Here is a 14,336-nt window from a genome sequence, read left to right as displayed (position 1 = left end):
GCGGTCGGTCAGGCCTTGACGACGCCCTCGCGCCGGGCGCGGGAGGCGATCACCGCGTCATCGGCGGCGCGCTTGAGCTTGCGCTCGGCGACGAAGCCGCCGAAGGGCAGCACCGAGAGGACGAAGTAGAGCGCGGCGGTCTTCAGGTCCCACTTGGTGCGGTTCCAGGCGTCGGCCCAGAAGAGCACGTAGATCACGAAGAGGATGCCGTGGATCATCCCGAGCGCGGGGACCGCGTTGAACTCCGTCGTGCGCTTCAGCACCGAGGCGATGAGCAGCAGGATGAAGGAGACGGCCTCCGGCGCGGAGACCAGTCGGAGGCGGTGGAGGGACGATGCGGTCTTGATGTCCACGATGGCACCTTCGGTGGTCGGTGGGGGTTGATCTTGTGAACGCGCTCACAAGCGCTGCCCCATTGTGCCAGGCGTCTTTACCCGCCCTTGGTCCGGGGTGCGGTCGGCTTTGTCCACAGGCCCTGTCGCCCCGCCGGGACGGAGGTTACCGTCGCTGGGTGGCAACGTTCCGGCTCCAGGGGAGCAAGGTGCTCGCGGTCGACCTGACCGGCGACGCCGTCAAAGCGAAGAACGGGTCGATGGTCGCCTACGACGGCCGGATGGCCTTCAAGAAGCTGTCCGGTGGCGGGGAGGGCATCCGGGGGATGGTCACCCGGCGGATCACCGGCGAGCAGATGACCGTGATGGAGGTCAAGGGCGAGGGCACCTGCTGGTTCGCCGACCGCGCGACCGAGATCAACCTCGTCGGGCTGCACAGCGACAAGCTCTATGTGGAATCGAGCAATCTGCTCTGCGCGGAGGCGTCGCTGCGCACCGGCACCAGCTTCACCGGGCTGCGCGGCGGGGCGAGCGGCCAGGGGCTCTTCACCACCACGGTCGAGGGCAGCGGACAGGTGGCGATCATGTCCGACGGGCCGGCGGTGCTGCTGCGGGTGACCCCGCAGTACCCGCTGTCGGTCGACCCCGGCGCGTATATCGCGCACCAGGGCAGCCTCCAGCAGAAGTTCCAGTCCGGGGTGACGTTCCGCTCCTTCATCGGGGAGAGCGGCGGCGAGGCGTTCCAGATCCGGTTCGAGGGCGACGGGCTGGTCTATGTCCAGCCCAGTGAGCGGATCACGGTCGGAGGGGACGCCTGATGTCGTTCCGTGAGATCAATTCCCGGATGGTCGAGGCCACGGTGGTGCCCGGCCGGCGGGTGTACAGCCAGCGCGGCGCGATGCTCGCGTACCGGGGCGAGGTGTCCTTCACCCCCAACAGCCGGGGCGGGCAGGGCGGGCTCGCGTCGATGATCGGGCGCCGGGTCGCGGGCGAGAGCACCCCGCTGATGACGGTCGAGGGCAGCGGCACGGTGATGTTCGGCCACGGCGGCCACCATGTGCAGCTGATCCAGCTCGCCGGGGACACCCTCTGTGTGGAGGCCGACCGGCTGCTGGCGTTCGACGGCACCCTGGAGCAGGGCACGCTCTTCCTCGGGGCGCAGGGCGGTGTGATGGGGATGGTGCGCGGCCAGGTCAGCGGGCAGGGGCTGTTCACCACCACGCTGCGCGGCCATGGCTCGGTGGCGGTGATGGCGCACGGCGGGGTGATCGAGCTGCCGATCGTCCCCGGCCGGCCGGTCCATGTGGATCCCCAGGCGTACGTGGCCCACCACGGCGACGTGCGCAACAAGCTCTCCACCGCGCTCGGCTGGCGGGACATGGTGGGGCGCGGCTCGGGCGAGGCGTTCCAGCTGGAGCTGAGCGGCAGTGGCGCGGTGTATGTCCAGGCATCGGAGGAGAAGCTGTGAGCGGGCCCGTGGCGTACGACCCCATGACCCTGCCGAGTGACGACAACGTCAACCCGTACACCTTCTGTGTGGAGTTGAAGGGCGACCGGTGGTTCCTCCAGAAGGGGAAGATGATCGCCTACTACGGGCGGATCGACTTCAACGGCATCGGGCACGGCCGCTTCGACGCCCTGCTGCGGACGTCCTTCCACTCACCGCTGCACGCGGGTGACTGGGTGGTGGCGGAGGGCAGCGGGAAGATGCTGCTCGCGGACCGCGCGTTCGATGTGAACTCCTTCGATCTGGACGAGGGGAATCTGACGATCCGATCGGGGAATCTGCTGGCCTACCAGCCGTCCCTGGCGCTGAAGCAGTCGATCGTGCCGGGGTTCCTCACCCTGATCGGGACGGGGAGGTTCGTCGCCGTCTCGAACGGTCCCGTGGTCTTCATGGAGCCCCCGGTCCGGGTGGATCCGCAGGCGCTGGTGGGCTGGGCGGACTGCCCCTCGCCCTGCCATCACTACGACCACGGGTACAAGACCGGGGTGATCGGCGGGGTGCGGGCGCTCACGGGGCTCGGCGGGGCCTCCGGCGAGGAGCACCAGTTCGAGTTCGTGGGCGCGGGGACGGTGCTGCTCCAGTCGACGGAGAAGCTGCTGGACGAGGTGGCGACGGGTGCGCCGCCCCAGGAGGCGGGGATTCCGGGTGCGCGGGCGGGCTCCGCCGGGGCCCCGGGTCAACACGGTGCCACGCCCCGGCTGCCCGGTCAGCTCGGAGACCTCCAACGCCGCTTCGGCCTGTGAGCGGTAACCTGCGGAGTGTGACGTCGAACGTCTGCGCCCACAGTACGCTGCGGGCACCAGACCACCGGTCGGCTCCGCTGTCGCGGGTGCCGGGGGTCACACCCCCAGACTTCGTCCGTATTTCAACTTCTTAGGTAGAATCCATACATGGAGACCGAGACGGCCACGCGCTGGCTGAGCGATGACGAGCAGTGCACCTGGCGCACCCATCTGGACGTCAGCCGGCTGCTGATGCACCAGCTTGAGAAGGACCTCCAGCCGTTCGGCCTGACCAACAACGACTACGAGATCCTGGTCAATCTGTCGGAGTCGGCCGACCAGCGGATGCGGATGAGCGACCTCGCCGCGGCCACCCTCCAGTCGAAGAGCCGGCTCTCGCACCAGATCACCCGGATGGAGAACGCCGGACTGGTCCGCCGGGAGAACTGCGAGTCGGACCGGCGCGGGCTGTACGCGGTGCTCACCGAGCACGGCATGGCCACCATGCAGAAGGTCGCGCCCCACCATGTCGCTTCCGTACGCAAGCACTTCATCGATCTGATGAACCCCGAGGCGCTGGCGGACCTGCGCCGGTCGCTGGGGCCCGTCGCCGACCATCTGCGCGGACGGCGCGGCAAGATCTGACCCCGCACGGGCCCTCCCACGAGGGCCCGTGCCACCGCGTTCTCACGCGGCGGCCGTGCCCTCACGCGGCGGGCAGCCGGAGCCGGAAGACGGCGCCGCCCCCGGGAGCCGCGCCCACCGTGAGACCGCCGCCGTGCCGCACGGCCACATCCCGGGCGATGGCGAGCCCGAGCCCGGCCCCGCCCTCGTCCCGGGTGCGGGCGTCGTCCAGCCGGACGAACCGCTCGAAGATCCGCTCCCGCTCGTCCTCCGGGACCCCCTCGCCGTCGTCGGCGACCTCCACCAGCACCTCCCGCCCCACCGCGCGGACGGTCACGGTCACCGCGCCCCGGGCATGGCGCTGGGCGTTGTCCAGCAGGTTCCCCACCACCCGGGCCAGCTGCGAACGGGAGCCGACCACCTCCGGAGCATCCCCCTCCACCGTGACCGGGACCCGGTCGCCGGTCCGCTGCGAGACCTCCTCGCGCACCAGCGCCCCCGGATCGATCCGGGCACTGCCGGGCCGCTCCCCCGCGTCCAGCCGGGCCAGCAGCAGCAGATCGGCGGCGAGCTGCTGAAGCCGTACGGTGTCCTCGACCGCGCCCGGGACGTCCAGCAACTCCGGGTGCGCCGCGCCCACTTCGAGCTGGGTCCGCAGCGAGGCGATCGGGCTGCGCAGCTCGTGGGAGGCGTCGGCGACGAAGCGGCGCTGCCGCTCCACGGACGCCTCCAGCGCGGCCAGGGTCTCATTGGTGGTCCGCGCGAGCCGGGCCACCTCGTCCCCGGAGCCCGGCTCCGGCACCCTGCGGGACAGATCCTCGCTGTGGGTGATGGCGGCCATCTCCCGGCGGATCGCCTCGACCGGGCCGAGCGCCCGACGGGTCACCAGCCAGGTCACCGAACCCACGACCACCAGCAGCACCGGGAGCCCCACCAGCATGGCGTCCCGTACGGTGTCGACCGCGCTCTCCTCCGTCGTCAGGGGCGCCCCCGCGTACACCGTCGCGGTGACCCCGTCGTCACCCCGGGTGGCCTCGACGGCGGCGAAACGGTAGCGGGCGGTGTCACCCCCCACGGTGACACTCCCCGTGGAAAGACCCGCCCCACCGGCCGCCACCTGCCCCGGCTCGGGGTCCTCCGGCTCCTCGGTGTCGTCGTCACTGTCGCTACCGCTCTCGTTCTCGTCGGCGTCCCGCCCCGGGCACTCCTGCGCCCGCACCCCACCGCTCCCCGTACCGGAGATCCGCTCCACCCCCGGGCTGACGGCGAGCACACAGCCGTTCCCGTCCACGATCTGAACGGGCCGCTCCTCCGCGTCCGACAGATCGGGATCCCGGTCCAGAGCGAACCGGGAGGCGGTCTCCCGCGCCGTGACCTCGGCCTGGAGCCCGGCGGCGTGCTCCAGGTTCTGCCGCAGCAGAAAGAGCACGGACAGCCCCGCCACGACCAGCGCGACCGCGACCACCAGCGTGGCCCCGACCGCGGCCTTCGCCCGTACGGATCTCATGACGCCGCCACCAGCCGGTAGCCCGCGCCGCGCACCGTCTGGATCCGGGGAGCGCCCAGCTTGCGGCGCAGCGCGCTGATGTAGACCTCGATGATGTTGGGGTCGCCGTCGTACGCGAAGTCCCACACATGCTCCAGGATCTGCGCCTTGCTGACCACCTCACCGGCCCGCACCGCCAGCTGCTCCAGGACGGAGAACTCCTTCGCCGTCAGCGTGGTCTCCGCCTCGCCGAGGAAGACCCGGCGGGCGGCCGTGTCGATCCGCAGCTCCCCGATGACGAGCACCGGGGAACCGCCCGCGCGGCCCCGGCGGCGCAGCAGCGCCTTGATCCGGGCGACGAGGACGACATACGAGAACGGCTTCGTCAGATAGTCGTCGGCACCGGTGTCCAGTCCCTCCGCCTCGTCGTACTCGCCGTCCTTGGCGGTGAGCATCAGGATCGGCACATCATGGCCGGCCGCGCGCAGAGCGCCGCAGACGCGGTAGCCGTTCATGCCGGGCAGCATGATGTCGAGGACGACGAGGTCGTACGCGCCCTCGGAGGCACGGTGCAGCCCTTCGAGGCCGTCGTGCACCACATCCACGGCATAGCCCTCGGCGGTCAGACCCTTGGCGAGGGAGAGCGCGAGCCGCTTCTCGTCCTCCACGATCAACAAACGCATGCGCCCAGGGTCGCAAACCGAAGCTGAAGATCGCTTCAGGCGGCTTCAGGTTGTGTTCAGCATGCCCCGGCGAGATTGGTCCCCGTCGAAGCAACCGATTCCCTCACCGGAGGACTTCCCATGAAGCGCAAGCTGATCATCGCCACCGCGGTCGCCGCACTGCTGACCGGCGGAGCGGTCACCGCCGTCACCGCGGCCGCCGACGACAAGCCGTCCAAGATCTCTTCCTCCACGGCGGTGAGCACCGCGCTGAAGGAGCAGTCCGGAGTGGTGGAGTCCGTCAGCCTGGACGACGGGGCGTGGGAGGTCGAGATCGCCGACGCCAAGGGTGCGAGCGGTGCGGACGGCGCGGACGATGCGGACCGCGAGGTCCGCGTCGACGCGGAGAGCGGGAAGGTCCTGGGGGCCGAGCGGGACGACGCCGATGACGACGACCGCGACGACCGGGATGACCGCGACGACGTCCCGGTCCGGGACGCGAAGGTCGACGCCAAGCAGGCGGGCGCGGCGGCGGTGGACTTCCGGGCGGGGACGGTGACGGACATCGAGTTCGACGACGGCCACTGGGAGGTCGAGATCCACGCGAAGGACGGCGCGGAGCACGAGGTCCGCGTGGACGCGGTGACGGGCAAGGCGTCCGCGTCGCCGTCCGACGACTGACCTTCACCTCCCGGCCCCGTGTCGGTACGGGGTCCCGCACCCTTCTTTCCCCCGGCGGGGGTACGGTCCGGCTTCGCTTGCTGTGTGGGCGGGGGGTGCAGGATCGCCCCCGCAGGGGATCGGCGGAGCCCGCCCCGCACTGAACCTGGTGAGTGGGCTCGCCGACCCCGAGGAGGTGAGCCCGGAGGCCCCGCCAACCCGCACCACACCCGCGCGGCGGTCGACCCGCACAAAAACCAGCCTCGTGGGGGTCCCCCCGGACGAAGTCTGGGGGAGATTGAGGCGCGGGGGCTCGGGGGCTGGCCCTCGACACGGGGCCGCACATGCCGTGTGCCCGGCAACCTGTCCGCCCCTGCGGCAGCCCGGAAAACTCAGCCTGGCCCGCGATGAGCCCGCACAAATCCCGCCTCGCCGACGATGACCCGGCAAAATTCAGCCTCGCCGGCGTTTGAGGCGCAGGGGTTCGGGGACTGGTCCCCGACGAGGGCCCGCACGCTGCGGGGTTTTTCGCCTGTGCGGCGGGGCAGGGTGCGGGGTCCGTCCTCAAGCGCCGGACGGGCTGGTTTTGTTCGGGTGGTTCCGGGGCCGGGTGTGGTGTGGGTTGGTGGTGGCCTCCGGGCTCACCTCCTCGGGGTCGGCGGACCGAAGGCCATCCGTCAGCGCAAGCAGGACTTCCCGCCGATCCCCTGCGGGGGCGACCCTGCACCCCCCACCCACGCAACAGCCGGAGGGTGGCCGGTACCCCGAGCCGGGGGAAAAGAAGGGCGCGGGACCCCGTACCGACACGGGCCAGGCAGGGCGGACCCCGGACGAGCGCCACGCACACGTACCGACACGGGCCGGCCACCGTAGGCCCCGGACGAGCGCACCCCACCCGCACCGACGCGGGTCGGGCAGCGCGAGGGCCTACGCGTCCTTGAGCGAAGCGATCAACGTGTCCGCCGCACCGTACGGATCCAATTCCCCCGCGACCACCCCCGCCGCCAACCCCGCCAAGTGATCGTTCCCATGAAGGTCCGCCAGCCGCGTCCGCAACGCCGTGACCGCGATGGTCTCGATCTCCGCCGCCGCCCGCCGTACCCGGCGCGCCGCGAGGGCGCCGTGTTCGTCCATCCAGGCCCGGTGTTTCTCCACCGCCGCGACGAGTTCGTCCACGCCTTCGCCCCGCGCGGCCACCATCTTCAGGATCGGCGGCCGCCAGTCCCCCGGCCCCCGGGCCTCGCCGAGGCCGAGCATGTGGTTCAGCTCGCGCGCGGCGGCGTCGGCGCCGTCGCGGTCGGCCTTGTTCACCGCGTAGATGTCGCCGATCTCCAGGATTCCGGCTTTCGCGGCCTGGATCCCGTCGCCCATGCCGGGTGCGAGCAGCACGGCGCAGGTGTCGGCCTGGGCGGCGATCTCGACCTCGGACTGGCCGACGCCGACGGTCTCCACGAGGATCACGTCGCAGCCGGCGGCGTCGAGGACGCGGATGGCCTGGGGCGCGGCCCAGGCGAGCCCGCCGAGGTGGCCCCGGGTGGCCATGGAGCGGATGTAGACGCCGGGGTCGGAGGCGTGTTCCGACATCCGTACCCGGTCGCCGAGGAGGGCCCCGCCGGAGAACGGCGAGGAGGGGTCGACGGCGAGGACCCCGACCCGTTTCCCGGCGGCGCGGTACGCGGTGACGAGCGCGGAGGTGGTGGTGGACTTCCCGACGCCGGGCGACCCGGTGAGGCCGATGACGTAGGCGCCGCCGGTGAGCGGCGCGAGGGCCGCCATGACCTCGCGCAGCTGGGGGGAGGCCCCTTCCACGAGGGAGATGAGCCGGGCCACCGCGCGGGGCCGGCCCTCTCGCGCGCGGGCGACCAGCTCTGGGACGTCCACCATGGATGCCGCTCCTCGGTTGTGGGAGTCCGTGGGTCCGGGACTCTTCCTGGGCCGTATGTACCCCGGTGGGGTTCAGCTCCGGGCGGGTACGCGCACGATCAGCGCGTCGCCCTGTCCGCCGCCGCCGCAGAGGGCCGCCGCGCCCGTGCCGCCGCCGCGCCGCCGCAGCTCCAGTGCCAGGTGGAGGACGATCCGGGCGCCGGACATGCCGATGGGATGACCCAGGGCGATCGCCCCGCCGTTGACGTTCACCCTTTCGGGTGTCACGCCCAGATCCTTCATGGACTGGACGGCGACCGCGGCGAACGCCTCGTTGATCTCGATCAGGTCGAGGTCGCCGACGTCGATGCCCTCCTTGCCGGCGGCGTGCAGGATCGCGTTGGACGGCTGGGAGTGGAGGGAGTTGTCGGGGCCGGCGACGTTGCCGTGGGCGCCGATCTCGGCGAGCCATTCCAGGCCCAGTTCCTCGGCCCTGGCCCGGCTCATGACGACGACGGCGGCGGCCCCGTCGGAGATCTGGGAGGAGGAGCCGGCGGTGATGGTGCCGTCCTTGCTGAAGGCGGGCCGCAGCCGGGCGAGGCCCTCGGCCGTGGTCTCGGCGCGGATTCCCTCGTCCTGGGTGAGGATCACGGCCTCGCCCTTGCGCTGCGGGATCTCCACCGGGGTGATCTCGGCCTCGAAGATCCCGTTCTTCTGCGCGGCGGCGGCGCGCTGGTGGGAGAGGGCGGCGATCTCGTCCTGTGCCTCGCGTCCGATGCCGAGGCGGGTGTTGTGCTTCTCGGTGGACTCGCCCATGGCGATGGACTCGTAGGCGTCGGTGAGGCCGTCGTGGGCCATGGAGTCCAGTACCTCCACGGCGCCGTACTTGTAGCCCTCGCGGGACTTCGGCAGCAGATGGGGGGCGTTGGTCATGGACTCCTGGCCGCCGGCGACGACGATGTCGAACTCGCCGGAGCGGATCAGCTGGTCCGCCAGGGCGATGGCGTCGAGCCCGGAGAGGCAGACCTTGTTGATCGTCAGGGCGGGGACGTTCATCGGGATGCCGGCCTTGACGGCGGCCTGGCGGGCCGGGAGCTGTCCGGCGCCGGCCTGGAGCACCTGGCCCATGATCACGTACTGCACCTGGTCGGGGGCGACCCCGGCCCGGTCCAGGGCCGCCTTGATGGCGAATCCGCCCAGGTCGGCGCCGGAGAAACTCTTCAGCGAACCCAGCAGTCGTCCCATCGGCGTCCGTGCGCCCGCGACGATCACTGAGGTGGTGCCGGTCGTTCCAGACATGAGACACGATCCCCTTACCGGCCGGTCGGCCGAGGAGTGAACGAGGGTTTACCTCAAATGTACTGAGCGGTACCGCCGGAGGTCACCGGGCGGAGAGTGTGATCGCGCGCACCTTGCGCGGTCGCCGCACCAGCGCTGCACTGGGCTGATGCTGACAAGAATCGACCACATCGGGATCGCGTGTCACGACCTCGACACAACTGTGGAGTTCTACACGTCCACCTACGGCTTCGAGGTGACCCACACCGAGGTCAACGAGGAGCAGGGGGTACGGGAGGCCATGCTCCGGATCAACGGCACCTCCGACGGGGGTTCCTCGTACATCCAGCTGCTCCAGCCGGTACGGGAGGACTCCCCGGTGGGGAAGTGGCTGGCCAGGAACGGCGAGGGCGTTCATCACATCGCCTTCGGCACCGCCGACGTCGACGGGGACGCCCAATCCATTCGGAGCAAAGGCGTCCGAGTTCTCTACGACGAGCCGAGGACCGGATCCATGGGGTCCAGGATCACCTTTCTGCACCCCAAGGACTGCCACGGAGTCCTCACCGAACTCGTCACCTCTGCAACAGAGCACTGACCTCACGATTCCCGGCCCGGTAGAGTGGGCGATTCCGGGCCGGGGCCGGGTCGGGGCCGCACCGCGTCCTCTCATTTCGATCTGTCACCATTCCCCGGGGAGCCGTTCGTACGCGAACGGCGTTTGTGTGGAGTCAGTTGCGACCAGGGGACGGATGGGACCGCGCAGTGCGGGGCTACGAACGCCAGGAGAGCCACCGAGCTGACGACGACCACCTCTCGCGGTTCGAAGCCGAGATGGACCGGCTGAAGACCGAGCGGGAGAAGGCCGTCCAGCACGCCGAGGACCTCGGCTACCAGGTCGAGGTGTTGCGCGCCAAGCTCCATGAGGCACGCCGCAGCCTCGCGGCGCGTCCCGCCTACGACAGCGCCGACCTGGGCTATCAGACCGAGCAGATGCTGCGTAACGCGCAGGTGCAGGCCGATCAGATGCGCCAGGACGCGGAGCGCGAGCTGCGGGAGGCGCGCGCCCAGACGCAGCGCATCCTCCAGGAGCACGCCGAGCACCAGGCCAGGCTCCAGGCGGAGCTGCACACCGAGGCCAACCAGCGCCGGCAGCGGCTCGACCAGGAGCTGGCCGAGCGCCGCCGCACCGTCGAGGCCCACGTCAACGAGAACGTGGCCTGGGCCGAGCAGCTGCGGGCCCGGACCGAGTCCCAGGCCCGCCGGCTCCTCGACGAGTCCCGGGCCGAGGCCGAGCAGTCCCTCGCCCAGGCCCGTGCGGAGGCCCAGCGGCTCGCCGACGAGACCCGCCGGCGGGTGAACGGCGAGGCCGAGGCGGCCCGTACGGAGGCCGAGTCGATCCTGCTGCGCGCCCGCAAGGACGCCGAGCGGATGCTGAACACGGCCTCCGGCCAGGCCCAGGAGGCCGCCGCCCACGCCGAGCAGCTGCGGTCGACCACGACGGCCGAGGCCGAGCAGGCACGCCAGCAGGCCACCGAGCTGAGCCGCTCCGCCGAGCAGCAGTTCCAGGAGGCCGAGGAGCGGCTGCGGGAGGCCCGCGCCGAGGCCGACAAGGTGCTCGCCGGGGCCCGGGACTCCGCCGCCCGGCAGCTCGCGTCCGCCGAGTCGGACAACGAGCAGCGCACCCGTACCGCCAAGCAGGAGATCGCCCGCCTGGTCGGTGAGGCCACCGGCGAGGCCGAGGCGCTGAAGGCGGAGGCCGAGCAGGTGCTCGCCGACGCCCGTGCCGAGTCCGACAAGCAGGTCGCGGCCGCCACCGAGAAGGCCCGTACCGCTGCCGCCGAGGACTCCGCCGCCCAGCTCGCGAAGGCGGCCCGCGCCGCCGAGGAGATCCTCACCAAGGCGTCCGACGACGCCCGGGAGACCACCCGCAAGGCGGGCACCGAGGCCGAGCGGATCCGCGGCGAGGCCGAGGCGGAGGCCGAGCGGCTGCGCACGGAGGCCGAGGAGCGGGCCGACGAGCTCAAGGGCGCCGCCAAGGACGACACCAAGGAGTACCGCGCCCGCACCGTCGAACTCCAGGAGGAGGCGCGGCGGCTGCGCGGCGAGGCCGAGCAGCTGCGGTCCGAGGCCGTGGCCGAGGGCGAGCGGATCCGTGGCGAGGCCCGCCGGGAAGCGGTCGGCCAGATCGAGGAGGCGGCCGGCAGCGCCGAGGAGATCCTCACCCGGGCCCGTACCGACGCGGACGAGCTGCGGACCGCCGCGACCGCCGAGAGCGAGCGGGTCCGCGGTGAGGCGGCCGAGCGGGCCACCGCGCTGCGCCGGCAGGCCGAGGAGACCCTGGAGCGCACCCGCGAGGAGGCCGAGCGGCTGGGCACGGAGGCCGGCGAGCACGCCACCGAGGTGCGCGAGGTCGCCGAGCGGGCCGCCCGGGAGCTGCGCGAGGAGACCGAGCGGGCCGTCGCGTCCCGGCAGGAGGAGGCGGCGGCCGAGGTCAGCCGGGTCCAGGACGAGACCGACGCCCGGCTGCGGGCCGCCGAGCAGACCCTGACCGACGCGCGCGCCGAGGGCGAGCGGATGCGGCGGGAGGCCGCCGAGGAGACCGAGCGGCTGCGCACCGAGGCCGCCGAGCGGGTCCGTGCCCTCCAGGCACAGGCCGGCGAGGAGGCGGACCGGCTGCGCGACGAGGCCGCCGCCGATGCCTCCACCGCCCGCGCGGAGGCCGAGAACATCGCGGTACGGCTGCGCGGTGAGGCGGCGGCCGAGGCGGAACGGCTCAAGAACGAGGCGCAGGACACCGCCGACCGGCTGCGCGCGGAGGCCGCGGCCGCCGCCGAGCGGGTGGCCACCGAGGCCGCCGAGGCCCTGGCCGCCGCCCGGGAGGAGGCCGAGCGGCGCCGCCGGGAGGCCGAAGGGATCCTGGAGTCCGCCCGTGCCGAGGCCGACGAGGAGCGGGAGCGGGCCCGGGAGCAGAGCGAGGAGCTGCTGGCGTCCGCCCGCCGCCGGGTCGAGGAGGCCCAGGCGGAGGCGCACCGGCTGGTCGAGGAGGCGGACGCCCGCGCCGGCGAGTTGGTCACGGCGGCCGAGCAGACCGCCCGGCAGGTGCGCGAGTCCGTCGCGGGCCTGCACGAGCAGGCCGAGGAGGAGATCGCCGGGCTGCGTTCGGCGGCCGAGCACGCGGCCGAGCGGACCCGTACGGAGGCACAGGACGAGGCCGACCGGGTGCGGTCCGACGCGCACGCCGAGCGGGAACGGGCCACCGAGGACGCGGCCGCTGTCCGCTCCCGCGCCCGGACCGAGGCGGACGCGGCGGCGGCGCTCGCCGAGCGCACCACCGCCGACGCCATCGCGGAGGCGGACCGGCTGCGCGCGGAGACCATCGCCGAGATGGAGACCCTGCGCACGGAGACGGTGTCCGAGGCGGAGCGGGTGCGCACGGAGGCCGTCGCCGACGCGGACCGGCTGCGCGCGGACACCGCGGAGTACGCCCAGCGGATGCGGACGGAGGCGTCCGACACCTCGGCCGCCGCCGACCAGGACGCCGCCCGGACCAGGGCGGACGCCCGGGAGGACGCCAACCGGATCCGTTCGGATGCGGCCGCCCAGGCGGACCGGCTCATCGGCGAGGCGACCGCCGAGGGCGACCAGATCCGCACCGACGCCCAGCAGGTGCTGGACGAGGCGCGGCAGACGGCCGACAAGCGGCGCGCGGACGCCGCCGAGCAGGCCGACCGGCTGGTCGCGGAGGCGCAGAGCGACGCCGAGCGGGTCCGTACCGAGAGCGAGCAGGTCCTCACGAAGGCCCGGCAGGCCGCCGACAAGCGGCGCACCGACGCGGCCGAGCAGGCCGACCAGCTCGTCGCGGAGGCGTCGGGCGAGTCGGACCGGATCCTGAGCGACGCGCGTACGGAGGCGGAGCGGCTGCGTGCCGAGGCCGCCGACACCGTGGGTGCCGCGCAGCAGGCGGCGGAGCGTATAAGGGCCGAGTCCGAGCAGAAGCGGACGGACGCGGAAGCGGCCGTGGAGCGGATGCGCGGCGACGCCCAGGATGCGGCCGACCGGCTGGTGGACGAGGCCCGGCAGGCCGCCGACAAGCGGCGCACGGACGCCGCCGAGCAGGCCGACCAGCTCGTCGCCAAGGCCCAGGAAGAGGCGATGCGGGCCGCGCTGGAATCCGAGAAGCGGGCGGACGCGCTGGTGGGCGCCGCCCGGCAGGAGTCGGAACGGCTGGTCGCCGAGGCCACCGTCGAGGGCAACTCCCTGGTGGAGAAGGCCCGTACGGACGCGGACGAACTGCTCGTCGGCGCCCGCCGGGACGCCACGGCCATAAGGGAACGCGGCGAGGAGCTGCGGACCCGGGTCGAGAGCGAGGTCGAGGAGCTGCACGAGCGGGCCCGCCGGGAGACCGCCGAGCAGATGAAGACCGCCGGCGAACGCGTCGACCAGCTGGTGAAGGCCGCGACCGCGCAGGAGGCCGAGGCGTCCGCCAAGGCCAAGGAGCTGATGGCCGACACGGACGCGGAGGCGAGCAAGATCCGCATCTCGGCGGTCAAGCGGGCCGAGGGCCTGCTCAAGGAGGCCGAGCAGAAGAAGGCCGAGCTGACCCGCCAGGGCGAACGCGCCAAGGCGGAGGCGGAGGCCGAGGCCGAGCGGCTGGTCTCCGAGGGGCAGCGGGAGCTGGAGGTGCTGGTGCGGCGGCGCGCGGACATCCAGACGGAGATCTCCCGGGTGCAGGATGTGCTGGAGGCGCTGGAGTCCTTCGAGGCGCCGGGCTCCGCGAAGCCGACGGGTGGGAGTACGGGCGTCAAGGCCGGCGCGGGCGGCCGCCCGACCGGCAAGTCCTCGGCCTGACCCCGCCACCCGGGAACGGGGGCCCCGGCCCCCGTTCCCCCCGCACCTGCGCACGAGTCCGGCCTCGCGCTGCCCGACCCGCGTCGGTACGGGGTCCCGCACCCTGTCTTTTCCCCCGGCTCGGGGTACCGGTCCGCCTGCGCTGGCTTCGTGGGTGGGGGGTGCAGGGTCGCCCCCGCAGGGGATCGGCGGGAAGTCCGGCGTGCGTGGACCGTAAGCCCTCGGTCCGCCGACCCCGAGGAGGTGAGCCCGGAGGCCACCACCAACCCACACCACACCCGGCCCCGGAACCACCCGAACAAAACCAGCCCGTCCGGCGCTTGAGGACGGACCCCGCACCCTGCCCCGCCG

The 14,336-nt window shown here is 72.7% G+C and carries 12 protein-coding genes; 7 read left to right on the top strand and 5 right to left on the bottom strand.

The features are described 5' to 3' along the window. Positions 1–8 precede the first annotated feature (8 nt). Complete coding sequence (locus SYYSPA8_RS10610) at positions 9–353, bottom strand: DUF3817 domain-containing protein (RefSeq protein WP_323446780.1); 345 nt, start codon at positions 351–353, stop codon at positions 9–11. Between the two features lie 158 nt (positions 354–511). Between SYYSPA8_RS10610 and SYYSPA8_RS10605 the strand changes: the two genes are divergently transcribed. From SYYSPA8_RS10605 to SYYSPA8_RS10590, 4 genes are all read left to right on the top strand, one after another. After that, positions 512–1,150 (top strand): AIM24 family protein, encoded by a 639-nt coding sequence (locus SYYSPA8_RS10605; protein WP_323446779.1) that lies wholly within the window; start codon positions 512–514, stop codon positions 1,148–1,150. After that, positions 1,150–1,800, top strand: coding sequence for an AIM24 family protein (locus SYYSPA8_RS10600; RefSeq protein WP_323446778.1), 651 nt, complete (start codon positions 1,150–1,152; stop codon positions 1,798–1,800). Before SYYSPA8_RS10605 ends, SYYSPA8_RS10600 begins: the two co-directional genes overlap by 1 nt. After that, on the top strand, positions 1,797–2,582 hold the full coding sequence (locus SYYSPA8_RS10595) for an AIM24 family protein (RefSeq protein WP_323446777.1): 786 nt from the start codon (positions 1,797–1,799) through the stop codon (positions 2,580–2,582). The genes SYYSPA8_RS10600 and SYYSPA8_RS10595 overlap by 4 nt, the downstream gene beginning before the upstream one ends. 147 nt (positions 2,583–2,729) lie before the next feature. Beyond that, a complete protein-coding gene (locus SYYSPA8_RS10590; protein WP_323446776.1) occupies positions 2,730–3,206 on the top strand; it encodes a MarR family winged helix-turn-helix transcriptional regulator in 477 nt (158 codons plus the stop codon). A 61-nt stretch (positions 3,207–3,267) separates the two neighbouring features. Here SYYSPA8_RS10590 and SYYSPA8_RS10585 read toward each other — a convergent pair whose 3' ends face one another. Then, positions 3,268–4,692, bottom strand: a complete 1,425-nt coding sequence (locus SYYSPA8_RS10585; protein ID WP_323446775.1) for a sensor histidine kinase — start codon at positions 4,690–4,692, stop codon at positions 3,268–3,270. Continuing rightward, positions 4,689–5,354 (bottom strand): response regulator transcription factor, encoded by a 666-nt coding sequence (locus SYYSPA8_RS10580; protein ID WP_323446774.1) that lies wholly within the window; start codon positions 5,352–5,354, stop codon positions 4,689–4,691. The genes SYYSPA8_RS10585 and SYYSPA8_RS10580 overlap by 4 nt, the downstream gene beginning before the upstream one ends. A 120-nt stretch (positions 5,355–5,474) precedes the next feature. Between SYYSPA8_RS10580 and SYYSPA8_RS10575 the strand changes: the two genes are divergently transcribed. After that, a complete protein-coding gene (locus tag SYYSPA8_RS10575; protein ID WP_323446773.1) occupies positions 5,475–6,014 on the top strand; it encodes a PepSY domain-containing protein in 540 nt (179 codons plus the stop codon). A 906-nt stretch (positions 6,015–6,920) separates the two neighbouring features. Here SYYSPA8_RS10575 and meaB read toward each other — a convergent pair. Next, on the bottom strand, positions 6,921–7,877 hold the full coding sequence (meaB, locus tag SYYSPA8_RS10570; protein ID WP_323446772.1) for a methylmalonyl Co-A mutase-associated GTPase MeaB: 957 nt from the start codon (positions 7,875–7,877) through the stop codon (positions 6,921–6,923). 72 nt (positions 7,878–7,949) lie between these two features. Next, positions 7,950–9,155: an acetyl-CoA C-acetyltransferase gene (locus SYYSPA8_RS10565; RefSeq protein ID WP_323446771.1), complete on the bottom strand. Its 1,206-nt coding sequence runs from the start codon at positions 9,153–9,155 to the stop codon at positions 7,950–7,952. A gap of 148 nt (positions 9,156–9,303) precedes the next feature. Here SYYSPA8_RS10565 and mce point away from each other — a divergent pair, with 148 nt between their 5' ends. Beyond that, positions 9,304–9,732 carry a methylmalonyl-CoA epimerase gene (gene mce, locus SYYSPA8_RS10560; RefSeq protein WP_323446770.1) on the top strand — a complete coding sequence of 143 codons (429 nt, stop codon included), beginning with the start codon at positions 9,304–9,306 and terminating at the stop codon, positions 9,730–9,732. Between the two features lie 167 nt (positions 9,733–9,899). Continuing rightward, positions 9,900–13,985: a polarized growth protein Scy gene (gene scy, locus SYYSPA8_RS10555; RefSeq protein WP_323446769.1), complete on the top strand. Its 4,086-nt coding sequence runs from the start codon at positions 9,900–9,902 to the stop codon at positions 13,983–13,985. Positions 13,986–14,336 lie beyond the last annotated feature (351 nt).

The sequence above is a fragment of the Streptomyces yaizuensis genome, from assembly GCF_034961445.1.
In the GTDB taxonomy this organism is placed as follows: domain Bacteria; phylum Actinomycetota; class Actinomycetes; order Streptomycetales; family Streptomycetaceae; genus Streptomyces; species Streptomyces yaizuensis.
Note: the sequence above shows the minus strand (reverse complement) of the source record. Positions and strands in the feature narration are given on the sequence as shown.